The sequence below is a fragment of the Bradyrhizobium sp. NBAIM03 genome (assembly GCF_020194055.1).
GTDB classification, from domain to species: Bacteria; Pseudomonadota; Alphaproteobacteria; order Rhizobiales; family Xanthobacteraceae; genus Bradyrhizobium; species Bradyrhizobium yuanmingense.
Genome location: NZ_JADYVS010000033.1, coordinates 42,959 through 67,331, shown reverse-complemented (window position 1 = coordinate 67,331; position 24,373 = coordinate 42,959). Strand labels below are relative to the sequence as shown.

23 protein-coding genes are annotated in these 24,373 nt (G+C 65.2%); 8 read left to right on the top strand and 15 right to left on the bottom strand.

Translation table 11 applies throughout. From position 1 onward, the window contains the following. The first annotated feature begins 3 nt into the window (after window positions 1–3). Window positions 4–426, top strand: a complete 423-nt coding sequence (locus I6F21_RS33135; RefSeq protein WP_057030161.1) for a cupin domain-containing protein — start codon at window positions 4–6, stop codon at window positions 424–426. A gap of 11 nt (window positions 427–437) precedes the next feature. Here the strand turns inward: I6F21_RS33135 and I6F21_RS33130 are convergent, their stop codons facing one another. The 3 genes from I6F21_RS33130 to I6F21_RS33120 form a co-directional block, all read right to left on the bottom strand. Continuing rightward, a complete protein-coding gene (locus I6F21_RS33130; protein WP_057030162.1) occupies window positions 438–1,307 on the bottom strand; it encodes an EamA family transporter in 870 nt (289 codons plus the stop codon). 142 nt (window positions 1,308–1,449) lie between these two features. Continuing rightward, the gene (gene phbB, locus I6F21_RS33125; protein WP_225145419.1) at window positions 1,450–2,175 is read right to left on the bottom strand and encodes an acetoacetyl-CoA reductase; all 726 of its coding nucleotides are present in this window, start codon (window positions 2,173–2,175) and stop codon (window positions 1,450–1,452) included. Window positions 2,176–2,418: 243 nt separating this feature from the next. Continuing rightward, window positions 2,419–3,597, bottom strand: coding sequence for an acetyl-CoA C-acetyltransferase (locus I6F21_RS33120; protein ID WP_036026194.1), 1,179 nt, complete (start codon window positions 3,595–3,597; stop codon window positions 2,419–2,421). 311 nt (window positions 3,598–3,908) lie between these two features. On the opposite strand from I6F21_RS33120, the gene phaR reads away from it, so the two are divergent. Both phaR and I6F21_RS33110 read left to right on the top strand, forming a co-directional pair. Continuing rightward, entirely contained in the window at window positions 3,909–4,499 is a 591-nt protein-coding gene (gene phaR / locus I6F21_RS33115; RefSeq protein ID WP_036014750.1) for a polyhydroxyalkanoate synthesis repressor PhaR, read from the top strand. Between the two features lie 137 nt (window positions 4,500–4,636). After that, window positions 4,637–5,158, top strand: coding sequence for a class I SAM-dependent methyltransferase (locus tag I6F21_RS33110; protein WP_225137168.1), 522 nt, complete (start codon window positions 4,637–4,639; stop codon window positions 5,156–5,158). A gap of 104 nt (window positions 5,159–5,262) precedes the next feature. Here I6F21_RS33110 and I6F21_RS33105 read toward each other — a convergent pair whose 3' ends face one another. Further along, window positions 5,263–6,150, bottom strand: coding sequence for a branched-chain amino acid aminotransferase (locus I6F21_RS33105; protein ID WP_225137170.1), 888 nt, complete (start codon window positions 6,148–6,150; stop codon window positions 5,263–5,265). 219 nt (window positions 6,151–6,369) lie between these two features. On the opposite strand from I6F21_RS33105, the gene I6F21_RS33100 reads away from it, so the two are divergent. Further along, a complete protein-coding gene (locus I6F21_RS33100) occupies window positions 6,370–7,305 on the top strand; it encodes an alpha/beta hydrolase (RefSeq protein ID WP_225184080.1) in 936 nt (311 codons plus the stop codon). A gap of 9 nt (window positions 7,306–7,314) precedes the next feature. Here the strand turns inward: I6F21_RS33100 and I6F21_RS33095 are convergent, their stop codons facing one another. Next, window positions 7,315–7,563 (bottom strand): hypothetical protein, encoded by a 249-nt coding sequence (locus tag I6F21_RS33095; RefSeq protein ID WP_225184079.1) that lies wholly within the window; start codon window positions 7,561–7,563, stop codon window positions 7,315–7,317. A 210-nt stretch (window positions 7,564–7,773) separates the two neighbouring features. On the opposite strand from I6F21_RS33095, the gene I6F21_RS33090 reads away from it, so the two are divergent. Next, window positions 7,774–8,646, top strand: coding sequence for a hypothetical protein (locus I6F21_RS33090; protein WP_225143334.1), 873 nt, complete (start codon window positions 7,774–7,776; stop codon window positions 8,644–8,646). Here the strand turns inward: I6F21_RS33090 and I6F21_RS33085 are convergent. The 3 genes from I6F21_RS33085 to I6F21_RS33075 form a co-directional block, all read right to left on the bottom strand. Continuing rightward, window positions 8,643–9,203 (bottom strand): carboxymuconolactone decarboxylase family protein, encoded by a 561-nt coding sequence (locus I6F21_RS33085; RefSeq protein ID WP_192893006.1) that lies wholly within the window; start codon window positions 9,201–9,203, stop codon window positions 8,643–8,645. The genes I6F21_RS33090 and I6F21_RS33085 overlap by 4 nt on opposite strands. Before the next feature lie 109 nt (window positions 9,204–9,312). Beyond that, window positions 9,313–10,476 carry a PLP-dependent cysteine synthase family protein gene (locus I6F21_RS33080; protein ID WP_225184078.1) on the bottom strand — a complete coding sequence of 388 codons (1,164 nt, stop codon included), beginning with the start codon at window positions 10,474–10,476 and terminating at the stop codon, window positions 9,313–9,315. Window positions 10,477–10,520: 44 nt separating this feature from the next. Next, window positions 10,521–10,985, bottom strand: coding sequence for an Lrp/AsnC family transcriptional regulator (locus tag I6F21_RS33075; protein ID WP_057030169.1), 465 nt, complete (start codon window positions 10,983–10,985; stop codon window positions 10,521–10,523). A gap of 158 nt (window positions 10,986–11,143) precedes the next feature. Here I6F21_RS33075 and I6F21_RS33070 point away from each other — a divergent pair, with 158 nt between their 5' ends. Further along, entirely contained in the window at window positions 11,144–12,160 is a 1,017-nt protein-coding gene (locus I6F21_RS33070; protein WP_225184077.1) for a 1-aminocyclopropane-1-carboxylate deaminase, read from the top strand. A 203-nt stretch (window positions 12,161–12,363) separates the two neighbouring features. Here the strand turns inward: I6F21_RS33070 and recQ are convergent, their stop codons facing one another. The 7 genes from recQ to I6F21_RS33035 form a co-directional block, all read right to left on the bottom strand. Beyond that, a complete protein-coding gene (gene recQ / locus I6F21_RS33065; protein WP_225148656.1) occupies window positions 12,364–14,229 on the bottom strand; it encodes a DNA helicase RecQ in 1,866 nt (621 codons plus the stop codon). Between the two features lie 241 nt (window positions 14,230–14,470). After that, a complete protein-coding gene (locus tag I6F21_RS33060) occupies window positions 14,471–15,214 on the bottom strand; it encodes a polysaccharide deacetylase family protein (protein WP_346656844.1) in 744 nt (247 codons plus the stop codon). Between the two features lie 106 nt (window positions 15,215–15,320). Next, the gene (locus tag I6F21_RS33055; RefSeq protein WP_225184075.1) at window positions 15,321–16,319 is read right to left on the bottom strand and encodes a homoserine O-succinyltransferase; all 999 of its coding nucleotides are present in this window, start codon (window positions 16,317–16,319) and stop codon (window positions 15,321–15,323) included. A gap of 12 nt (window positions 16,320–16,331) precedes the next feature. Next, window positions 16,332–17,633, bottom strand: a complete 1,302-nt coding sequence (locus tag I6F21_RS33050) for an O-acetylhomoserine aminocarboxypropyltransferase/cysteine synthase family protein (protein WP_225184074.1) — start codon at window positions 17,631–17,633, stop codon at window positions 16,332–16,334. Between the two features lie 353 nt (window positions 17,634–17,986). Then, on the bottom strand, window positions 17,987–19,546 hold the full coding sequence (locus I6F21_RS33045) for an amidase family protein (protein ID WP_225184073.1): 1,560 nt from the start codon (window positions 19,544–19,546) through the stop codon (window positions 17,987–17,989). A gap of 123 nt (window positions 19,547–19,669) precedes the next feature. Further along, window positions 19,670–20,704, bottom strand: coding sequence for an aldo/keto reductase (locus I6F21_RS33040; RefSeq protein ID WP_225137190.1), 1,035 nt, complete (start codon window positions 20,702–20,704; stop codon window positions 19,670–19,672). A gap of 10 nt (window positions 20,705–20,714) precedes the next feature. Continuing rightward, window positions 20,715–21,896: an MFS transporter gene (locus tag I6F21_RS33035; RefSeq protein ID WP_225137192.1), complete on the bottom strand. Its 1,182-nt coding sequence runs from the start codon at window positions 21,894–21,896 to the stop codon at window positions 20,715–20,717. Window positions 21,897–21,994: 98 nt separating this feature from the next. On the opposite strand from I6F21_RS33035, the gene I6F21_RS33030 reads away from it, so the two are divergent. Further along, complete coding sequence (locus tag I6F21_RS33030) at window positions 21,995–22,948, top strand: LysR family transcriptional regulator (protein WP_225148649.1); 954 nt, start codon at window positions 21,995–21,997, stop codon at window positions 22,946–22,948. Between the two features lie 295 nt (window positions 22,949–23,243). Beyond that, complete coding sequence (locus tag I6F21_RS33025; protein ID WP_225184072.1) at window positions 23,244–24,206, top strand: fatty acid desaturase; 963 nt, start codon at window positions 23,244–23,246, stop codon at window positions 24,204–24,206. Window positions 24,207–24,373: the final 167 nt, after the last annotated feature.

The following is a 24,373-nucleotide window of genomic DNA, read 5'->3' as shown; positions in this document are numbered from 1 at the left end:
TCGATGCCGACCGCAGCCGAGATCATCGCACGCCTCGAGCTCCGCCCGCATCCGGAAGGCGGACATTATCGCGAGACGTTTCGCGACCAGAGCACGGACGCCAACGGGCGTTCGCGCTCGACGCTGATCTACTTCCTGCTCGCGCGCGGCGAGCGTTCGCACTGGCATCGCGTCGATGCGGTGGAGACGTGGCACTATTACGCCGGCAGCCCCTTGACGCTGCGCATCGCCCATGACGGCTGCTCGCAGCACGAGGTGCGGCTCGGCGCCGACCTCGGCGGCGGTGAGCGGCCGCAGGCGATCGTGCCTGCGCTGGCCTGGCAGATGGCGGAAACCACCGGCGAGTGGACGCTGGTCGGCTGCACCGTGGCGCCCGCATTCGAGTTCGCAGGCTTCGAGCTCGCGCCGTCCGGCTGGGAGCCGTAGCTCCGCTCCAATCATCGCTTCCGCAGCACCATGTCCTTGGCCGCGATCAGGCCGCCCCCGGCAATGAGGATCGCAGCAAGGGCGATGTTGGCGCTGGCCTTGGCGAAACCGGCAGCGATGAGGAATCCCGTCGAGAGCAATGGCGTCGCGTAGGAGGCGGCGCCGAGCACACGGATGTCGCCGCGCTTCATGCCGATGTCCCAGGCGTAGAACGCGGCACCGACCGGGCCGATGCCGAGTGCGATGACCGAGAGCCATTGCACCGTGGTCTCCGGCCAGACCGTGGCTTCAAGCAGGCCATGCATCAGCGCGGCCAATATTGCCGTGGCAAGACAGAAGCCCGCGACCGCATCGGTCGGCACCGCTTTCAACCGGCGCGACAGCACCGAATAGGTCGCCCAGACGAACGCCGCGATGAAGGCCGCGATGAGACCCGGCACAGCTCCAGGCGCAAAACCGCTGGTGTTGCCGGCGAACAGCAGCACCGTGCCGACGAGGCCGAGCACGGCGCCGATGATGTGGTGCGCCGCCAGCCGCTCGCCTGGCAGGAAGGACGAGAACAGCACGATCAAGAGCGGCCACAGGTAATTCAGAAGGCCGGCTTCGGCCGGCGGGGCGAAGCGCAGCGCGAGGAAATACAGCGCGTGATAGCCAAACAGGCCGCCGACGCCGACGATCCAGACGGCGAGCGGTTGCCGCAAGCTTCTCGCCGCCTCGCTCCGCCCGATCCAGGTGAGCAGGCCGACGACACCGCCGATCGCGAAGGTCATCGCAGCGAGCTGAAACGCCGGGATCTTTCCGGTCGCCACCGTCATCACCGACAGCAGCGACCACATCAGGATCGCGGTCAGACCGATCAGCGTGGCAGTGCGGGGAGTCATTGGCCCAATGTTTCCGTCATGGCGGGGCTTGTCCCGGCCATCCACGTTCTTCCGTGGCGACGGCTGTTGTAAGGCCGTGGATGCCCGGGACAAGCCCGGGCATGACGATGTGGACAATATCAGCCTGCGTGATGCGATCGCATCACACCATGTACTGGCCGCCGTTGACCGACAGCGTCGAGCCGGTGATGGCGCCGGCCTCATCCGCGGCGAGGAACACGACGGCACGCGCGATCTCTTCGGGCTCGCCGAGACGGCCGATCGGAATCAGCGGCAGGATCGCCTTCTCCAGCACGTCCTTCGGCACTGCCTGCACCATCTCGGTATTGATGTAGCCGGGACAGATCGCATTCACGGTGATGCCGCCCTTGGCGTTCTCCAGCGCCAGGGCCTTGGTGAAACCGATCTCGCCGGCTTTCGCTGCGGAGTAGTTGACCTGTCCGAACTGCCCCTTCTGGCCGTTGATCGAGGAAATGTTGATGATGCGACCGAACTTGCGCCCGCGCATGCCTTCGATCACCTGGCGCGTCATGTTGAACAGCGAGCCCAGATTGGTGTTGATGACGGCGTTCCACTGCTCAAGCGTCATCTTGTGGAAGGCACCGTCCCTGGTGATGCCGGCATTGTTGACCAGCACGTCGACCGGACCGACCTCGGCCTCGACCTTCTTCACGCCCTCGGCGCAGGCCTCGAAACTGCTGACGTCCCACTTGTAGACGGCGATGCCGGTCTCGGCCTTGAATTTCTCCGCGGCAGCGTCGTTGCCGGCATAGCTCGCCGCAACCTTGTAGCCGGCGGCCTTCAGCGCCTTGCTGATCGCAGCACCGATGCCCCGCGTACCACCCGTCACCAATGCAACACGTGCCATGTCGTATTCCTTCCCTCTTCCTTGGACGCTTCGGACTTTTCTGACGTGATCGCTTTTTAGCTACGGATTATGCGGTTGGTTTGACGGACATCAAGAACAAAACGCCCGGCATCGAGCCGGGCGTTTTTCTTTAGTCGAGGCTTGTCGGGTTGCGAAGAATATTTGATTTGCAACCGCTGCCTTTTTAGTCGCGTGCAACGCACGCGCTGACGTGTGCGGCGCACCCGTCAGCTGCGCGTAAGATCAGTCGCGCGCCACACACATGGCGATGCCCATGCCGCCGCCGATGCACAGCGTGGCCAAGCCCTTCTTCGAATCGCGCTTCTGCATTTCGTGCAGCAGCGTCACCAGCACGCGTGCGCCGGACGCGCCGACCGGATGGCCGATCGCGATCGCACCGCCGTTGACGTTGACCTTGGAGGTATCCCAGCCGAGGTCCTTGTTGACCGCGCAGGCCTGTGCCGCGAAGGCTTCGTTGGCCTCGATCAAATCGAGATCGCCGACGCTCCAGCCGGCCTTCTTCAGCGCGGCGCGCGAGGCCGGGATCGGGCCCGAGCCCATGATCTTCGGATCGACGCCGGCCTGCGCCCAGGACACGATCCGCGCCAGCGGCTTCTTGCCTTCCTTGGCGGCCTGCTTGGCGGTCATCAGCACCACGGCGGCAGCGCCGTCGTTGATGCCCGAGGCCGAACCCGCGGTCACCGTGCCATCCTTCTCGAAGGCGGGCTTGAGCTTGGCCATCGCGTCGAGCGTGGCGCCATGGCGCGGATATTCGTCGGCGCTGACGACGACGTCGCCCTTGCGGGTCTTGATGGTGACGGGGACGATCTCGTCGTTGAACTTGCCGGCCTTCTGCGCCGCCTCGGCCTTCTGCTGCGAGGCCACGGCGAACTCGTCCTGCTGGGCACGGGTGATCTGCCATTGCCGCGCGACGTTCTCGGCGGTGTTGCCCATGTGGTAGCCGTTGAAGGCATCCCACAGGCCGTCCTTGATCATGGTGTCGACCAGCTCCAGGCCGCCCATCTTCACGCCGCCGCGCAGATGCTGGGCGTGCGGGGCCATGCTCATCGATTCCTGCCCGCCGGCGACCACGATCTCGGAATCGCCGTTGAGCAGCGCCTGGTAGCCGAGCGCAACCGTGCGCAGGCCCGAGCCGCACAACTGGTTGACGCCCCAAGCCGGGCTCTCCACCGGAATGCCGGCGCCGATCGACGCCTGGCGGGCCGGGTTCTGGCCCTGGGCGGCGGTCAGGATCTGACCCATGATCACTTCGGACACCCGGCCGGGCTCGATGCCGGCGCGCTCCAGCGCGGCCTTGATGGCGACGGCGCCAAGGTCATGGGCGGGTAGGGTCGCGAACGCTCCGTTGAAGCTTCCGACCGGGGTGCGGGCGGCGCTGACGATGACGACATCGTCTGACATGGGCATCTCCTGGGGCTTGAGTTCTTGTGAAGGGGGCAGGCGGGCTGGAAAGCGAACGCCAGTCTCGTCAGCCATCCTGTTAACGTCGTTGAGGCATGTCAATCGGCGGGGCACCGAATTCATACCGCAGCGCATTCAAAATAGCGTTCTTGGCGTTTTCGCAAGCAGGATTTTGCTCTGCAATTAACCGTGCCGCACAAAACGGTAGCGTGAGCCCTTTGAAAATGCTTATTTTGTTGCGTTGCGTACTCTTCCCGCCCTGCGGCATTGCCCGACAGGTTCCCGTTCTCCGCGTTTGCAAGTGAGAGCCCATGGCGAAATCAGACCAACCCACCACAATCAAGAAATACGCGAACCGCCGGCTCTACAACACCGGAACGAGCACCTATGTGACGCTCGAAGACCTCGCCGCGATGGTCAAGGACGGCGAAGACTTCCTGGTCTATGACGCCAAGACCGGCGACGACATCACCCGCTCCGTGCTCGCCCAGATCATCTTCGAGCAGGAGAACAAGGCCGGCCAGAACCTGTTGCCGACCACCTTCCTTCGCCAGCTGATCCGCTTCTATGGCGACAGCATGCAGATGGTGGTGCCGAAATATCTGGAGCAGTCGATCGCAACCCTGACCCAGGAGCAGGAGAAGTTCCGCAAGCAGATCGCCAATACGCTGTCCGGCACTCCTTTTGCTCCGTTGGAAGAGCAAGTCCGCCGCAACATGGAGCTGTTCCAGCAGACCTTCTCGATGTTCAAGCCGTTCGCTGCGCCCCGTCCGGCGGCAAGCCCTGAGCCGGAGCCCGATGCGAATGCCGAGGCGCCGAAGGACAGCAACATCGACGAGCTGCGCCAGCAGATGAAGGAAATGCAGGAGCGCCTCGAGCGGATGTCGAAGAAGGACGAATAGTCTTTCGTTCGCGCCGGCCCCTGTACGCGGGAGGGCGAGCCACGTCTGACCGAAGCAACCATTGGGACCATGTCTACGCCACCAAGGGCGAGGCCGAGGTCAGCTGGTATCAGGATAGCCCCGCGATCTCGCTCGCGATGATTCGCGCAGCCGGCTCCGATCGCGACACGACCATCATCGATGTCGGCGGCGGCGCATCGCGCCTGGTCGATGCGCTGTTGCAGGACGGCTATCGCGACATCGCCGTGCTGGATCTTTCTGCCAATGCGCTCGCGGCGGCGAAGAAGCGCATCGGTCCGGCCGCTTCGACGGTCGACTGGATCGTCGCCGATGCCACGACGTGGCGTCCGACCAGGACCTACGATGTCTGGCACGATCGCGCAGCGTTTCACTTCCTGACTGACCCGCGCGACAGGGTCGCTTACGTGGAGCGCCTGCGGTCGGCGGTCAGACCTGGCGGCCACGTCATCATTGCGACGTTTGCACCCGACGGTCCCGAGAAATGCAGCGGCCTGCCGGTGCAGCGCCATGACAGCGCCAGCCTTGCGGCGGAGCTCGGGCCGGAATTTAAACTGGTCGAGACGCGCAGCGAGACGCACCACACGCCGTGGCATTCGACGCAGGCGTTTCAGTTCAGCCGGTTTCGGCGGCAGAAATAGTTCTCGTCATGGCCGGGCTTGACCCGGCCATCCACGTCTTGACGCGCGACGCGAAGAACGTGGATCCCCGGGACAAGCCCGGGCATGACGACAGAGACTCCGGATCAAGCCGCCATCTTCACGGCATGCGCAAAGTCCCAGTAGAGCTTGCGCGCCTTGGCGTAGAACGGGCCCGGCTTCAGCTCGCGCTCGTCGATGCGGATCACGGGCGCGACCTTGGCGAAATTGCCGGTCGAAAAGATCTCGTCGGCGGTCAGGAAATCGGCGTAGCGCAGCGTCTTCTCGACCACGGTGACGCCGTCGGCGCGAAGCAGGCTGATGACGCGCTGGCGCGTGATGCCGTTGAGGAAGGTGCCGTTCGGCACCGGCGTGAACACCACGCCATCCCTGGCCATGAACACGTTGGAATTGCCGAACTCGGCGACGTTGCCGAGCATGTCGAGCATCAGCGCGTTCTGGAAGCCGCGCGACGCAGCTTCGGCGAGTGCGCGCGAATTGTTCGGGTAGAGGCAGGCGGCCTTGGCTTCGACCGGCGCGCATTCGGCCGTCGGCCTACGAAACGGCGACAAGGTGATCGCGTTGCCGACGGGCTTTGGCATCGGCGCTTCGTAGATGCACAGGCACCAATTGGTGGTCTCGGGGTCGAACAGCACGCCGCCGCCGCTTCCGTTCTGCGCCCAGTACATCGGACGGATATAGAGCTCGGCATTTCCGGCAAAGCGCGCGATGCCTTCGTTCGCGAGCGACAGCCAAGTGTCGGTATCGACCACCGGCTTCAGGCCGAAACTGATCGCGGATTGATTGGCGCGGGCGACGTGACGGTCGAGATCCGGTGCGACGCCCTCGAAAGCGCGAGCGCCGTCGAACACGATCGAGCCGAGCCAGGCCGCATGGGTGCGCGGCCCCATGATCGGCACGTTGCCCTCGTGCCATTTGCCCTCGAAGAAGGTCCAGCTCGGCGAGTAGTCGATGGGCTTCTTGATCTCGGCCATGACCGGCCTCCTTTTCGAACGATCCGGCACTATTGTCCCAATTTCTAAACGATTTGCTGCGGGGAAATGGTAAGTTACCCTCTCCCCTTGTGGGAGAGGGTGGCTCGCCGCGTAGCGGCGAGACGGGTGAGGGGTATCCATCCGCGAACTCACCTGCGGAGAAAACCCCTCATCCGGCGCTGCGCGCCACCTTCTCCCACAAGGGAGAAGGAAGAATCCATGCCGCTGGATCCGCTCGCAAAGCGTTTGTTGACCATGATGGCTGCGGCTGCGCCGCAGGCGCGGAGCCGGCCGAGTGTGGAGGTGCGGCGGCAATCGCTGGCAAAGCTGATGCAGTTCGCCCGGGCCGAGGCGCCGGATGTGACGACCTCCGACGGCAGGCTGCCCGGTCCCGGCGGCGAGCTGCCCTATCGCCTCTACACGCCGGCAGGCACTGAAGCGCCCGCACCGGGCTTCGTGTTCTTTCATGGCGGCGGGCTCGTCGCCGGCAGCATTGCCACGCACGAGCGCATCGCCGCGGCGCTCGCGCATGCCACCGACTGCCGCCTCGTGTCGGTCGATTACCGGCTCGCGCCGGAGCACAGATTCCCTGCCGCGGTCGACGACGCGATCGCGGCCACCGAATGGGTGGCGCGCGAGGCGGCGTCGCTCGGCATCGACGCTGACCGCCTAGTGATCGGCGGCGATTCCGCCGGCGCCACACTCGCGGCGATCGTGTGCCAGAATGCGGCGCAGACCGCCGGCCTCTCCATCGCCGCGCAGTGCCTGATCTGCCCGGTGCTGGATTTCGAGGAAACCTCGCCTTCGCGCGAGGCCTTTGCCGAGGGTCATCTGATCGATCGCGCCACGATCGAAGCCGATCTTTCCGATTATCTGCCCGATGGCATCGATCCTGCCGATCCCCGCGTCTCTCCGTTGCGCGCGACGCGCCTCACGGGCCTTCCGACCGCGATCATCCACACCGCCGAGTACGACCCGATGCGTGACGAGGGCAATGCCTATGCCCGCAAGCTGCTCGCCGCGGGGGTCGCGGTCGAGCATGTCTGCCACGATGGCATGGTTCACAATTTCCACGCCATGGGCGCAATCCTGCCGCAGGCACAGCTCGTGCTGTCGCAAATCGGCGAACAGGTGCGGCGCGCGGTGAAGACCTGACAGCGTCAATCATGCGCGCGCGCCGATCACCGCGCGCGCCGCCGCGACATATTCCGGCCAGTGCGCTTCCGCATAATGCTCCGCCTGCCATGCGCAGGTGCTGTCGGGCGCATGCGCCGCCGCAATCGTGCGCGCGAAACGTTCCTCCGCAACCGTCGCCTTGCCGGGCTCGGCTGTGGGTGCAGCAGCCACCGCAGCACCGGGAGTAACGGCAAGCCCCGCCAGACCGGTGAGCAGGATGCGGCGTGACGTGTTCATGGCTGTCTCCTCCATTCTTCGGCCTGCACTGTGGCGGGCGAGTGTGTCAGTGCGATCACGCCAGGGTAACCGCGCACATCCGCGCCGTCCATCGCTTGCGGATAGCGCTTGACCAAGCGCGCGATCACGTTCCATCTAACAACGGTTCCACCCTCAAATCGCCACGCGTCGGATCGTCACGTGCCTCTTCGCAGCCAATCCCGTCGTGCGTTGCGCGCTGCCGCGGCGGGACTGCTGTGTCTGGCGGTCCCGGCAGGCGGTGCCCTCGCCGCCGACGATGAGGAGGACGAGCCCGCAAAGCCGACCGTCCCGAACATCTATCTCGATCTCCGCACCATCTATGCGACGATCCCCGCAGGCACGCTCGCGCTCGGCTTCGGCAACACCTCGCTGTCAGCCGCATTCCAAGCCCTGGCGGCGCAACGAGGCACGTCGCTGCGGAATGGACTGCCGGCCGCGAAATCGATTGCGATCGACCTGCCGCTGACCGTCGACGTCAGCGACCGCGTTTCGCTCTACGGCGGCGTATCCGGCACGACGACGGATATCGGCGGCGGCTGGTCGTCTTTCGACATCACGAGCTGGAACATCGGCGTGCAGGCCGATCTCTACCAGCAGAATGGCGGGAAGATCCCGACCATCACGCTGCAATCAACCCTGACGCAGTCGGTGCCCAACGAGCAGGGCATGACGAACTCCTTCAACAACATCGTGGAATTCGACTACGCGGTCGACGAGGACGAGACACGGGGCTGGCTCGCCGGCCTGCAATACACCACCGTCACCATCGCCAGCCCGTTCGCCACGATCCGGCCGAACACGATCCTCTATGCCGGCGGCTACTATCAATGGCCGAGCAACTGGAAGTTCACCGGGCGCCTCGGCATGCAGTCGTTCGGCGGCGCGCTGCTCGCGGGCCGGACGCTCGCGGAATCCTTCACCCAGCCGGTCCTGCGGCTCGACCTCGATCGCATGGACGACAACGACAACCGACTTTTCGGCATTACCGCGCAGATCGCCTGGATGCCGAAGCCGTCCTATCAGGTCACGTTGCGCACACCGCTCTACGCCGTGCGCAACTAGTCAGGCACCGGCACGTCGAAGGTGTTGAGCGTGACCGAGACCATGCAGTAGACGCCGACGAGATAGGACAACTCGGCCGCGCCGTGCTCGCCGAATTCCTTCACCGCCGCACGCCAGGTCAGCTCCGGCAGCACGCCGCCGCTGACCAGTGCCGAAGCCATGTCGTAGGCGATGGCTTCCTGCCTGGTGAGGTCCACCGGCCGCTGGCCGGCAACGATGGTCGCGAGCTTCTCGTCGGAGAGGCCACGCTGCTCGGCCACCAGCACATGAGCGTAGAGCTCGTAACCGGAGCGGAAATGCGAGCCGGTGACGAGGATCGCGACCTCGCGTACGGCCGCGGGCAGCAGCGGGTTCGACGCAATCGCCTTGACCAGCTCCCACACCGGCTTGCCGAAGCGCGGCTCGCGGATCCAGGGATTCCAGGGCCCGAGCAGCGCGCCGTCCTCGCGCATGTTCACAAAACCCTTGAAGTGGTCCTTCATGCCTGCCCGCATGTCGTCATAGAGCGGCTTCTGTTCGTCGGTTAGCTCTTTCGGATCGAGAATGGGAAGGCGCACGGTAGGGTTTCCTCGTTGAGAAGACGCAACCGTCACCTGCATGCCTGCGCAAGGCAAGTGAAGTTGCCGTGACGACCGTGCGATTTCGCAAATGCCAGGCAGATCTCGGCTATGACGCCGTGGGGCTTGGCACGCTTTGGGGATTGACGACGTCGTCGACGTCCAGCGTCAGTGGCTCACCTGTGGCGAGGAACGACGACAGCGCCGCCTCGAACGGCGTCGGATCTATGCCGCGCGCTTTCAGCCAGCCCGGCTCGTAATAGGTCTGCCGGTAGCGCTCGCCGGAATCGCAGATCAGCGTCACCAGCGATCCCGTGGCGTTGGCCTGGCGCATCTCCGAGGCGAGCCGGCACAGCGCCAGGAAGTTGGTGCCGGTGGAGCCGCCGACCGCACGGCGCAGCCGTCGCGACAGCACGTTCATCGCCGCGACCGTTGCCGCATCCGGGATCTTCATCATGCGATCGACCACGCCGGGCACGAAGGACGCCTCGCAGCGGGGACGACCGACGCCCTCGATCAGCGACGGGCGGTCGCAAACACGGGAGCGGTCCTGCGTGCGGAAGCAATCGAAGAACGCGGAATGCTCGACATCGGCGACGCACAGCCGGGTCGGATATTGCCGATACCGCAGATAACGTCCGATGGTGGCCGACGTGCCGCCGGTGCCGGCGCCCATCACGATCCAGTCCGGAATCGGCCGCGGCTCGCCTCCCAATTGCGTGAAGATCGATTCGGCAATGTTGTTGTTGCCGCGCCAGTCGGTGGCGCGCTCGGCGAAGGTGAACTGGTCTATGTAATGGCCGTTCAGGCGGCCGGCGAGCGCGGCGGCTTCCGCATAGAGCGCGCGGCCGTCGTCGATCAAATGGCAATGGCCGCCATAATGCTCGATCGCGGCGATCTTCTCCGCCGAGGTCGTGCGCGGCATCACGGCGTAGAAGGGCACGCCGATCATCTCTGCGAAATAAGCCTCCGACACCGCGGTCGATCCCGACGAGGCCTCGACCACGGGCGTGCCTTCGCGGATGTGGCCGTTGCAGAGCGCATAGAGGAACAGCGAGCGCGCGAGGCGATGCTTCAGGCTGCCGGTCGGATGCGTGGACTCATCCTTCAGATAGATGTCGATGCCCGATAGCGCCGGCACGATCAGCCGGATCAGATGCGTGTCGGCGGTGCGGCACTGGTCGGCCTCGATCGCGGCCAGGGCCTCGTCGACCCAGCCGCGCCGATAGGCCGGCCCGGCCGGATTGTGCTGGCGGAAGGGGAATGTCTGCATCGGGCGAATCTCTCATGATGCGGATAGCGCATCAATAGCTGCGCCTAAAATTCCAGCGGCGCGTTATCGACGACTTCCTTCATCACGAAGAAGGTCCGGGTCTGGCGCACGCCGGGGAGCGCGATCAGCTGCTCGCCGTGGATGCGGTTGAAATCCTCCATGTCGCCGACGCGGATCTTGAGGAAATAATCGAAATCGCCGGCGACGAGATGGCAGTCGAGCACGAATTTCAGCTTTGCAACGGCCTGCTCGAAGGTGGCAAAGCTTTCCGGCGTCGAGCGGTCGAGCACGACCCCGACCATCACCAGCGTGCCCTTTGCCACCTTCTTCGGCGCGACCATGGCGCGGACATTGGCGATGAAGCCGTCCTCGAACAGGCGCTGGGTGCGACGATGGCAGGTGGCGGGGCTGATCGCGACCGTTTCGGCCAGCTCGGCGTTGCTGAGCCGACCGTTATTCTGAAGCAATCTCAAGATCTTGAGGTCGGTGCGGTCGAGCCGGGCAGCCATGAAAGAAACTTCCGAAAATAGGTGCTGTTCTGGAAGGAATGTTAGCAATTATCACGACTTTCGCAAGAAGCCGTGCAACATGGCCGCAATATTCGAGAGCACATTTTCCCGACGTGATGCTAGGGAGCCGCCAACACCAACGCCAATCGAGATGACCCATGAAGCTGGACAAATTTCCGCGCTATCCTTTGACCTTCGGCCCGACGCCCATCGAGAAGCTGGAGCGGCTCTCAAAACATCTCGGCGGCCATGTCGAGGTCTATGCCAAGCGCGAGGACTGCAATTCCGGCCTTGCCTATGGCGGCAACAAGCTGCGCAAGCTCGAATACATCATCCCCGATGCGATCGCCTCCAACGCTGATACGCTGGTCTCGATCGGCGGCGTGCAATCGAACCACACACGCATGATCGCGGCGGTCGCGGCCAAGCTCGGCATGAAATGCCGCCTGGTGCAGGAAGCCTGGGTGCCGCACGAGGACGCGGTGTATGACCGTGTCGGCAACATCATGCTCTCGCGCATCATGGGCGCCGACGTGCGCCTGGTCGACGACGGCTTCGATATCGGCGTCCGCAAGAGCTGGGAGCAGGCGATCGAGGAAGTGAAGGCGGCGGGCGGCAAGCCTTACGCCATTCCCGCCGGTGCCTCCGTGCATAAGTTTGGCGGCCTCGGCTATGTCGGCTTTGCCGAGGAGGTGCGCAAGCAGGAAGCCGAGCTCGGCTTCAAGTTCGACTACATCGTCGTCTGCACCGTCACCGGCTCCACCCATGCCGGCATGCTGGTCGGGTTTGCGGCGGACGGCCGTGCGCGAAAAGTCATCGGTATTGATGCGTCGTTCACGCCGGCACAGACCAAGGCCCAGGTGCTCGAGATCGCGCAGAACACGGCAAAGCTCGTCGAGCTCGGCAAGGACCTCGTCACTGACGACGTCGTGCTGATCGAGGACTACGCCTATCCCGCCTATGGTGTGCCATCGGAGGAGACCAAGGAGGCGATCCGCCTCACCGCGCGCCTCGAAGGCATGATCACCGACCCCGTCTATGAGGGCAAGTCGATGCAGGGCCTGATCGATCTCGCCCAGAAGGGCTATTTCGAGAAGGGCGCGAAGATCCTCTACGCCCATCTCGGCGGCGCGCCGGCGCTGAACGGGTATGCGTATGCGTTCAGGAATGGGTGAGTGAGAGCGTAGCGCACTCGCACGTCATACACTGCTGTCGTCCCGGGGCGCGACGAAGTCGCGAGCCCGGGACCCATACGCCACAGCAATCGTTTTGCGAGGACTGGCAGTTGCCAGCCTGCCGTCATCACACCGGCCTGTGGTTATGGATCCCGGATCTGCGCTTCGCTTGTCCGGGATGACAGGGGAGTTTTTGGCTCGCCCTACCTCGTCCTCACGATCTGCAGCAGCTCGTCGCCGTAGTGCTCGAGCTTCTTGTCGCCGATCCCCGGCACGTTGCGCAGCTCGTCCAGCGTGGTCGGCCAGGCCCGGACGATGCCGTCGATGGTGGCATCGTGCAACACCACATAGGCCGGCACGCCGCGTTCGCGCGCGACCTCTGACCGCCAGGCGCGCAGGCGCGCGCGCAATTCGGGATCGACGTCGCCTTGCGGCGCGCTCGCCGCGGGCGCGAGGTCACCGCGGCGTGACGTGGCCCGGCTGGCGCGAACCCGCGTGCCGGGCGCCTCCTCGCGCAGCCAGACCTCGGTCTCGCCGCGCAGCACGCCGCGCGAAGACTCCGTCAGCTTGAGCGCGCCGTAGGCTTCGCTGTCGCTGCGCAAATGGCCCGTCGCCACCAATTGCCGCAGCACCGTGCGCCACTGCTTCTCGTTGAGCTCGCGGCCAATGCCGAACACCGACAGCTTGTCGTGACCGAACTGTGTGACCTTCTCGGTCAGGCGTCCGACCAGCACGTCGATCAAATGCATGGCGCCGAAACGCTGCCCGGTGCGATAGACGCAGGACAGCAGCTTCTGCGCCAGCACCTTGCCGTCGCGCATCTTCGGCGGCGTCAGGCAATTGTCGCAATTGCCGCAGCTCTCGCCCATCACGATCTCGCCGAAATAGGCGAGCAGGCGCCGGCGTCGGCAATGCGGCGTCTCGGCGAGGCCGACCAGCGCGTCGAGCTTGCCGATCGAGACCCGCTTGAAATCCTCCGATCCGGCCGATTCGTCGATCATGCGGCGCTGCTGCACGATATCGGAGAGGCCGTAGGTCATCCACGCCGCCGACGGCTTGCCGTCACGACCGGCGCGTCCGGTCTCCTGGTAATAGGCCTCGATGCTCTTGGGCAGGTCGAGATGGGCGACGAAGCGCACGTCGGGCTTGTCGATGCCCATGCCGAAGGCGATGGTCGCGACGATGACGATGCCGTCCTCGTTGAGGAAGCGATCCTGGTTGCGCGAGCGCACCGCCCCGTCGAGCCCGGCGTGGTAGGGCAGCGCCGCAATGCCGGCCTCGGCAAGCGCTGCGGCGACCTCCTCGACGCGGTTGCGCGACAGGCAATAGACCACGCCGGCATCGCCCATGTGGCGCTCGCGGATGAATTCCTTCAGCTGCGACACCGCATTGCGCTTGTCGACGATCTCATAGCGGATGTTGGGCCGGTCGAAGCTGGAGACGAACTGCGGCGCGCCCGTCAGCTGCAGCCGCTCGACGATCTCCTTGCGCGTCAGCTCGTCGGCGGTCGCGGTCAGCGCGATGCGCGGCACGTCGGGAAAGCGCTCGGCGATGACGGAAAGGCCGACATATTCGGGCCGGAAATCGTGGCCCCATTGCGAGACGCAATGCGCCTCGTCGATCGCGAACAGCGCCACTTTCGCCTGCGCCAGCAGCGATAGGCAGCGCGGCGTGACCAGCCGTTCCGGCGCGACATAGAGCAGATCGAGATCGCCGGCGAGCAGGCGGCGTTCGATGTCGGAGGCCTCCTGCGGCGTCAGCGACGAGTTCAGCGCGGCGGCATTGACACCGGCCTCGATCAGGCCGGCGACCTGGTCGCGCATCAAGGCGATCAACGGCGAGACCACGATGCCGCAGCCTTCGCGCAGCAAGGATGGAAGCTGATAGCACAGCGACTTGCCGCCGCCGGTCGGCATCAAGACCAGGCAATTGCCGCCGTCCGTGACGTGGCGGACGATCTCGCCCTGCGCGCCGCGAAATCCCGGCAGGCCGAACACCGAATGCAGCACCGACAGCGCATCGCCGCCGTTGGCCGGCGCAGGCAGTGGGGCGTTGGAGGGAGCGGACATGGGCGGAGCAGATCAGGCCGTGGGATTCGTCACAAGGCCAGTCGCATGCTGGTGTGGCTGTGGCAAGACTGTTTGGAGGCGAGGCACGACTCTTCCCTCTCCCCTTGTGGGAGAGGGTGCCTCGCGAAGCGAGGTGGGTGAGGGGTTCTATCCGCGAACGCAGATATGAGCTTGTGGAGACATACCCCTCATCCGGCGCTTCGCGCCACCTTCTCCCACAAGGGGAGAAGGGAAGAAGAGGCTACGCCCCGATCCGTCGGAGCGCTTCTGCGACCGTCACGATCGGCATGTTGCGCTTGGCGGCGGCTTCAAGCGCATGACGCATCAGATGCGGCGTGCAGCCATAGGGGCTCGGCCTGTCGCTGACGTCGTGGCCGTAGAAGATCAGCCAGCCGCCGCTCGCGACCGCCTCGTCGAAATAGCGATCGACGCCCGCCTCGTCGATCTCGCAATCGACCAAGGGGGAGGCGCGCAGGAATTGGAGGTCGATGACGCCGCTGTTGACGCCGGGAAGAATGCCGCGCGCGGAACGGAAGGCTTTTGTCAGCTGCGGCTTGCGCCACACCGAGGCGATGCCATAGGGATAGGCGAAATTCTCCAGCGTGATCGAGGCATCAATGCCACGGAGATGGCTGCGGTTTCGTTCGATCTCGCGCGCCATCGCGGCTTCATCGAGCGTGGCCGAGCTCTGGTGCGAGAAGGTGTGGCAGGCGATTTCGTGCCCGGCGCGGTGAAGCCGGACGATGGCGTCATCCGACAAGCCATGCCAATGCTCCGACGGCTGACCGATCAGGCTGCCGGCGAGGTAATAGGTGCCGCGGCCGCCATGCCGCTCCAGTAGCTCGGCGCCCTCGCCCGCGGCGCTATCGGGGGCATCGTCGAACGTGAAGCTCACCATCGCCGCATGCGCGGCCAGCCGGTGCGGCGCGGCGCGGAAATGCCGGGCCAACCGATTGCTCACGCGTCCCTGGAGTGCCGACCACACGACTGCGTTTCCTGTGATGCCTTCTTGCTCTACTGAAACATTCGTGCGCAGGTCGAGGCAAGCCTAACGCCCGGGTAATCCTAACGCCGAACCAAGAGCGCTTCGGCTAGCGCACCGACATCGACGCGTCGGCGTCCGCGCCGAGATAACGCAACCAATTGCGGAAGAGCACCGCCGCCGCGTCGCCAGCGCCGATATCGGCGCGCAGGTTCAGCGCGGGCAGCTCGTTGCTGAGCGCCGGATGGCGCTGGTGCGCCGCCTTCTTCTCGAACCGAGCCAGCTTCTCTTCAGTCGCTGCGTCAAAATAACTCACCGGCAGGCGCGGATAGGTCTCCCGCTCCCGCGCGAGATAGCGGCCGATGTCACGCAGATATTCGCGCTGCAGCGACAGCGCGTCATATTCGGGGTGACCCTGGAAGAACACGAAGCGGCTGGCATATTGGCGAACGAAGACGTCGACGCCAGCCTCCTGTGAGCGTGTCAGCACCTGATAACCGGCGTGCACGAGGTCGCTCTCGGCGATCTCGTTCAAACGTGAATGCGAGACCTTGAGCGGCGCAGACGCAGCGCGGGTCAGCGAATCGTCTGCGGCGATCTCGCAATCGAAAATGCCGTGACATTTGGCCGGCAGCCGCCGCCGTTCAATATTGTCGAGATGCAGCACCGCGGCATGCGCGGCAAGGCACGACCAGATCGTCGAACGCGTGTTGGCCTTGGCCCAGTCGATCAGGTTGGTGAGGTCGCGCCAGTACGGCTCCCTGTCGAGCTCGGGCGCGATCGGCTCTGCGCCCGTCACGATCAGCCCATCGAACTTGCCGCGCTCGAGATCGGAAAGGTTGGAATACTCGCTCTCGACATGCCATTTCGCTTCCGGCGACCGCTTCACGCTGGGAAGCGAGAAGCAGTGGAAGCGGATACGGCGCGAGCCCGCCGCGGCCTGAAGCAGCTTCATGAACTGCCGCTCGGTCGCCTTCAACGCGGCATCCGGCATGTTGTTGACGAGGCCGATGGTGAGCTCGGCGCCAGCATCGCGCGCGAGATCGTGCGCGGCCGGCACCAGCGTCGGGCCCGCGATGACCTGATCCTTGTCGATCAAGATCGTCATGGCCGGCGCCGCCTACTCCGCGGCCTCGCGGCGCGCCGACGGGCAGGCATTTTCCAGCGCCTGGTCGATGTCCTCGATGATATCAGAGACATGCTCGATGCCGATCGACAGACGAATCGTCTCCGGCAGCACGCCGGCGGCGCGCTGCTGCTCCGCCGACATCTGGCGATGGGTGGTCGATGCCGGATGGCAGGCGAGCGACTTGGCATCGCCGATATTGACGAGCCGCGTGATCAGCTTCAGCGCATCGTAAAACGTCTTGCCGGCCTCCATGCCGCCCTTGATGCCGAAGGTGAACAGCGAGGAGGCGTTGCCGTTCAGGTACTTCTGCACCAGGGGATAATAGGGGCTGTCCGGGAAGCCGGTGTAATTGACCCAGGCCACGCGCGGATCGCCGCGCAGGAATTCGGCGACCTTGCGGGCGTTCTCGACATGGCGCTCCATGCGCAGCGCCACGGTCTCGATGCCCTGAAGCAGCAGGAAGGCGTTGAACGGCGACAGCACCGAGCCCATGGTGCGCTGATAGACGCTGCGCGCGCGCTCGATATAGGCGGTCTTGCCGAAGCGCTCGGCATAGACCAGGCCGTGATAGGAGGCGTCGGGCTTGTTGTAGGCCGGGAAGCGATCGGCGTGCTCGGCCCAGGGAAAGTTTCCGGAATCGACGATGGCGCCGCCGAGCGTGGTGCCGTGACCGCCCAAGAACTTGGTCAGCGAATGCACCGCGATGTCGGCGCCGTAGTCGAACGGCTTGAAGAGGATCGGGGTTGCAACGGTGTTGTCGACGATCAGCGGCACGCCATGCGCATGGGCGATCTTCGCCAGCGCCTCGATGTCGCAGACATTGCCGGCGGGATTGCCGATGGTCTCGGCGAACACCGCACGGGTGTTCTCGTCGATCAGCTTCTCGACCGCCTCGGGCTTGTCGCTCTCGGCGAAACGGCCGGTGATGCCCTGGCGCGGCAGGATGTGGGAGAGCAGCGTATGCGTGGTGCCGTAGAGCTGCGGCACGGAGACGATGTTGCCGCCGTGATCGGCGACGTTGACGAAGGCGAAATGCAGCGCTGCCTGCCCGGTCGCGACCGCGAGCGCGCCGACGCCGCCTTCGAGCTGGGCGATGCGCTTCTCCAGCACTGCGCTGGTCGGATTGGCGATGCGGCTGTAACGAAAGCCTTCGGTCTCCAGATTGAACAGGGCGGCGCCATGATCGGCGCTGTCGAAGGCGTAGGCCGCGGTCTGGTAGATCGGCACGGCCACTGCGTGCGTGGTGGCTTCAGGCTCGTAGCCGGCGTGAATAGCGATCGTCTCGTTGCGCATCGTGCCACCTCCGCGTGGAGCGGGCCGCACTTATTGGCCTAGAATGAGGCATGTGCGTTGTCCGCCGCTCCTCTGTTAGAGGCGGGTGGTAAAGCGGACAATAATTCGCTTAGAGATCGAGGAAGTAACCCTAATGCTTGCTCGCGGATTGGCTGAAATCCGGGTTAAAGCGGATTAACGAACGCGCTCTCGCCGTGGCGCTCCTTCTCCCCTTGTGGGAGAAGGTGGCGCGAAGCGCCGGATGTGGGGTGTCTATCCACACGCGAACTCGTGGAGGGATACCCCTCACCCGTCTCGCCGCTCTGCGGCGAGCCACCCTCTCCCACAAGGGGAGGGGGTGAAATTACCCGCCGCTACGCCATTCTTTCCCACAGCCGGTGCGCGAGCACGCCGACGCGTTTCTCGATGGCGGCTGCGGCATCGAGGGCGAGATCCTCGCGATAGCGGCCGGCAATCAGTTGCACGCCGATCGGCTTGCCGTCATGCAGCGCCACCGGCACCACCGCGCCGGGCAGGCCCAGCACGTTGATGGCGGAGATGAAGCGGATCTCGCCCCAGAAGATCTCGCGCACGCGCTCGGAGCTGATGGTGTCCTCGCGCGGGCCCGGCGTCGGCTTCACCGTGGTCGGCGCCAGCACCACCGGATACTCCTCGAAGAACAATTGCCAGGCGCGGATGTGGCCGTTGCGCGCGGCGGTCGCCTGCATCCAGCCCTTGAGATCGAGCACGTTGGCCTTGGCCTTCATGCCGCCCCAGGACTTGTGAAAATCCTCGGATGTGACCTTCAGCATGGCGGCCTCCTGCATCATCACGGTCTCGTTGGTGATGATGTCGCACCAGGCCTGCCAGACCCCGTTGATGTCGGGTACCTCGACCTCGCTGACGCGATAGCCGGACCGCTCGAGATGATCGGCAGCCTGGCGCAGCGCCGCGGCGACAGAGGGATCGACGTCCATGTCCTCGGGGATCTTTGCCAGTGCAACCTTGATCGGCCGCTTCGGCCGCTCGCCGACCAGCGGCGCGGGCACCCACCAGGGATCGCGCGGATCGCGCTGGCTCATCACCTCCAAAGCGAGGCGCACGTCGGCGACATGGCGCGCGAGCGGCCCCTGCGCCGACATCAGATGCGCCAGCATAGGCCGCTCCGACGTTGCGCTTCCGTTGAAGGCGGGGATGCGGCCCTGCGTCGGCTTGATGGTGGCAACGCCGTTGCAATGCGCCGGCCAGCGCAGCGAGCCGCCGATGTCGTTGCCGTGGGCGATAGTGCCGATGCCCGCAGCGACCGCCGAGCCCGCGCCCCCGGAGGAGCCGCCGCAGGTGATGTCGGGATCCCAGGGGTTGAGCGTCAGCCCGTGCAGGGGATTGTCGGTGAAGCCGCGAAAGGAGAATTCGGGCGTGTTGGTGAGACCGATGACGATCGCGCCTGATTTCTTCAGGTTGCGCACCACGGGCGAGTCGGAGGGTGCAATGAGGTCCTTGTTGGCGGGCACGCCGTTGAAATTCGGCCGGCCCTCGTAGTCGACATTTTCCTTGATCGTAATCGGCACGCCGTGCAGGAGACCGAGCTCGCCGCCTTTGGCGCGCTGCTTGTCGGCCGCGTGCGCCGCTTTGAGTGCTTCCTCCGAGAGATCGACGACGACCGCATTCAGCTTCGGATTGACGGTGCGCATTCGTTCGAGATGCGCTTCCACCGCCTCCACCGCGGAGATGGCGCCGGAGCGGATCGCAGCCGCGGTCTCAACCGCCGACCATTGCCAGGCCGGGCCCTTCGGGCGCCGCGGCTTCGCCGATTTGCCGGCAGCGGCCTTTCCGGCCGGCTTGGCGACGGCGCTCTTGCGGCCGGAGCCCTTCTTCGAAGCCCTCGCCGTCGTCTTCAACACACTTTTCTTCTTGGTCGCCGTCTTCTTCGCCACGCCGCATCTCCTAAATTTGCGCGGCGGAGGTTAGGGACGACATGGGACCCTGTACAGGCGCGATTCTGCATGGCGCATTGTCGCGACGCTCTGTCGCAATCGCAGCCTTCCATGAGCAAGCTCCTACACCAACGGTGGATTGAGCCGCGCAAAGCCCTCCTGGACGCGATAGGGATAGTACGGATAAGGCGGCATCACCCCGCTGACCTCATCGAGCCGCTTGATCTGGTCCGCGCTCAGCGACCAGCCGACGGCACCGAGATTGTCGCGCAGCTGCGCTTCGTCGCGCGCCCCGATGATCACGGAGGAGACCGTGGGACGCGACAGCAGCCAGGCAATCGCGACCTGCGGCACGGTCCGAGCGGCCTCCACAGCAATCGCATCGAGCACGTCAACGACGGCGTAGAGGCGCGCATCGTCCACGGGCGGACCGAACTGTGCGGTGGCATGCAGGCGGCTTCCTTGCGGCAGCGACTGGCCGCGCCGGATCTTTCCGGTGAGCCTGCCCCAGCCCAGTGGGCTCCAGACCAGAGCGCCGACGCCCTGATCGCGCGCGAGCGGCATCAGTTCCCATTCATAGTCGCGCCCCAGCAGGGAGTAATAGACCTGGTGCGCGACATAGCGCGGCCAGCCATGCCGGTCCGCGATCGCGAGCGACTTCATCAGCTGCCAGCCGGCGAAGTTCGAGACGCCGACATAGCGCAGCTTACCGGCGCGCACGAGCATATCGAGCGTGGACAGCACCTCCCCGATCGGCGTGAACGCGTCGAAGGCGTGGAGCTGAAGCAGATCGATATGGTCAGTGCCGAGCCGTCCTAGCGCCGCATCGACCGAGGCAAGCAGCCGCTGCCGCGACGAGCCGGCATCGAGCGGACCGTCGCCCATCGGCAGGCTCATCTTGGTCGAGATCAGCACCTTGTCGCGGCGCCCCTTGATCGCGGCACCGAGGATCTCCTCGGAGGCGCCGTTCGAATAGACATCGGCGCTGTCGAACAGATTGACGCCGGCATCGAGGCAGATATCGACGAGCCTGCGGGCTTCATCGATGCCGCTGCGGCCCCAGGCGGAAAACAACGGACCCTGGCCGCCGAACGTGCCGGTGCCGAAGCTGAGGACGGGGACTTTGAGCCCGGAAGCGCCGAGATTGCGGTATTCCATGATCGCTCTCCTATTCCGCCGGGCACGCCGCGACGGTTGCCGGCGCGGGATCGAGCCGGAGACTCCACAGCGCCAGAACGAGGCCAATGGCGGTGATGCCGGCCGCGACCAGCGGCAGCGCCGAAAGGCCGAGCCCGCGGTCGATGGTGACGCCGCCTACCCAGGCGCCGAGCGCGTTGCCGAGATTGAACGCGGCGATGTTGAGGCTGGAGGCGAGCGTCCGGCCGCTGGGACCTGCGGCTTCCAGCACGCGAAGCTGAAGCGGCGCGACGGTCGCGAAGGCGGCGGTGCCGAGTAGCAGGATCAGCGCGACGGACAGGATCTTGATCGACAGCACGGCCGCCAGGCCGAGCAGCACGATCGCAAGCGCGGCAAGCGTGCCGGTCAAGGCCCGTGCGAGGCCGCGGTCCGCAAGCTTGCCGCCGGCGATATTGCCGATCCCAAGGCCGACGCCGAACACCAGCAGGATCGGCGAGACGGCAGCCTCCGAAAAGCCGGTGAAGCGCGTCAGGATCGGCTGGATATAGGTGAAGACGACGAACAGTCCGGCGAAGCCGAACACGGTCATGGCAAGACCGAGCAGCACCTGCGGACGGCCGAGCACGGCCACTTCCTCGGCAAGCGAGATCGGCTTGTCGCCATCGCCGACACGGCCGGGGACGAGCGCGGCGACGACCGCAAACGCGATCACGCCGATGACAGTCACCGCCCAGAACGCCGCGCGCCAGCCGAGCATCAGGCCGAGCCAGGCACCGAAGGGCACGCCGAGGAGCGTCGCGACCGTCAGGCCGATGAACATGGTGGCGATCGCAGACGCACGCTTGTCCTCGGCGACGAGGCTGGTGGCCACCACCGAGCCGACGCCGAAGAACGTGCCGTGGGCGAGGGAGGTCAGCACCCGCGCGGCCATCAGCAATTCGTAGGTGGGCGCGAGCGCGCAGGCCGCATTGCCGAGCGTGAAGATCGCCATCAACGCCAGAAGCACGGTTTTCCGCGGCATCCGCCGCGTCGCCAGCGTCAGCACCGGCGCGCCGACGAACACGCCGAGCGCATAGCCTGATATCAGCAGGCCCGCGACCGGCACCGAGACGTGCATGTCGGCGGCGACCTGCAGCAGCAAGCCCATGATGATGAATTCGGTGGTGCCGATGCCGAAGGCACCGGCGGTGAGCGCGAGGACGGCAGGAGGCATGCGTTGCTCCAAGGGATGAGACGAGCCACGCAGATAGCGGCGCTGCCGCCAAACCATTAGAATGTCCGCAATCCAATCATTTGTGACGTGAATTCAACATGGCCCGTTTCGATACCAACCGCTCGGCCGAGATGGAGGTCTTCGTCCGCGTCGTGGACCTCGGCGGCTTCACCCAGGCCGCGCGAAAGCTGCGTCTGACGCCATCGGGCGTCAGTAAGCTGATCTCGCGTCTGGAGGCGCGCCTCGGCGCGCGGCTCGTCAACCGCACCACGCGCAAGCTGACGCTGACAGCGGAAGGCCAGGCCTTCTACGAGCGATCGTTGCGCATCCTCGCCGAGATGGAGGAGGCCGAGCGCGAGGCGGCCTCGGGCGCGGCGCCGCGCGGCCGCCTCACGGTCAACTGCAACATCCCCTTCGGCATGCTGCATGTGATGCCTTTGATCCCGCGGTTTCTGGCGCAGCATCCCGACGTCACGCTCGATCTCGTGCTGACCGATACGGTGATCGACCTGATGCAGGAGCGCGCGGACGTCGCCATCCGCGTCGGTCCGCTGCGCGCCTCGCGTCTGGTCGCGCGAAAGCTCGGCACCAGCCGCATGGTCGTGGTCGGCGCGCCGGATTATCTCGCCCGTTGCGGCACGCCCAAGATTCCGGCCGACCTCGCCGACCACCGCGGCATCGGCTGGACCTTTCCACGCAGCATCCGCGGCTGGCCGTTCAGGCGTGGCGACCACGCCGAGGAGGCCCTGCCCCCGCCGGTCGCGCGCGCCAGCGACGGCGAAGCCGCCCGCCGCCTCTGCCTCGGCAGTGTCGGTCTCGCGCGCCTCGCGCTCTTCCACATCGGCCCCGACATCGAATCCGGCCGCCTCGTCCCGGTGCTGCAAGGATACAATCCCGGCGACCGCGAAGACATCCACGCCGTCTATGTCGGCCACACCGCCCCACTCCCGGCACGCGTGCGCGCGTTCATCGATTTCCTCGCCGAGCACGTGCGGGTGAGCGACCCCGCGTTGAAGCGGACCGGGGATGGGAAGTGGAAGCTGGTGGGGTGAAGCGGCGGCGAGCGCAGGAAAAGCTTGCCCCCCGGCAGGCTTGCCGAGCCGAAGCAAACGGCACCGAGTCCGCCTTCGGCCTGCGGGCTTCGGCGCGCCAGCCTTGCGCAAACTTGGTTTGCGAAGGCTGGCGAGGAGAGTGTCAGTCCAGGGATGCCGGGCGAGCCAACGCCGGCGAAATAAATTGCTTCAGCATTGCGGCCGCACTTCCTAGGGTCGGCCTGTGCTTGGCCAATTCCAGCGTCCGCACGAGCACGGTCAGGTGTGCGATTCCGAAAAAGAGGCGACCACGATCATGAGCAATGCCATCACTGCCACCGGAGAGAAGCCGCTGACTCCGGCCATGCTGCGCGAGTTGTCGGTGCGGTCCGATTGGCAGGGTCTGATCCGCGCGGCCAGCCACTACGGCGTCATCGTCGTTGTCGGCGTGCTGATCTGGCTGGTCTCATCGCAATACGGAATCGTCTGGGCGTTGCCGCCGCTGGTGGTCGTCCAAGGCTACTTTGTCGCATTCCTGTTCATGGTGGTCCACGAGACCGCCCACAAGACGGCGTTTCGCAGCCGGGCGCTTAATCTCGCCTTCGGTCATCTCTCCTCGTTCGCGGTCGGCTTGCCTTACGAATATTACTGCTTATTCCACTGGGATCATCATCGGTATACGCAGGATCCAAAGAGGGATCCGGAGCTGCTGTCGGTTCCGATCCCGACCTCGGACGCGCAACTGATGATCGTCTACAGCGGCTTGCGGCAGGTTGCCTTCCGGGTGGGGCTGATGCTTCGCCATGCGTTGACCGGCAACGCCACGTCACCCTGGATTCCCGAAAGCAAACGCCACATTGTCGTGACAGAAGCGCGTCTCCATCTGGCAGGCTACGTCGCGCTGTTGCTGGCCTCGATCGCGTTGCACACCTTGATCCTGTTGTGGGTCTGGGTGGTCCCCGTGATCGTCGGTCAATTGTTTCTGCGTCCGTATCTGCTTGCCGAACACACCGGCTGCGATCGCACGCGCAGCGCCTTCCAGAACACCCGCACCACCTATACCGCCAGGTTCGTGCGCTGGTTCGCATGGAATATGCCCTATCATGTCGAGCACCATGCCTATCCTTCGATTCCTTTCCATGCGCTGCCGAAACTGAACCGGATCGTCGCCGATCAGATCGTCTATCGGGGCCCGGGCTACATCGCAGTGACGCGGCAGACGTGGGCCTGGTTTCGCCGCGCACGCAACGGTACCGAACGCCCGACCGGTTCTGATTGAGTCGAGATCAGGACTTGGCGGAAGCCAGCAGAGTGCCGTTGCCGCAGGCCATGCTGCGCCCAAGGTGTGAGCAACTTGATGAATTTATTGCCCCGACCGCGGTTGGAAGCTGTTTTGCTTGCGCAAAAAGTGGACAGCAGGGCCTTGTCGATTAATTGCTTCATGAT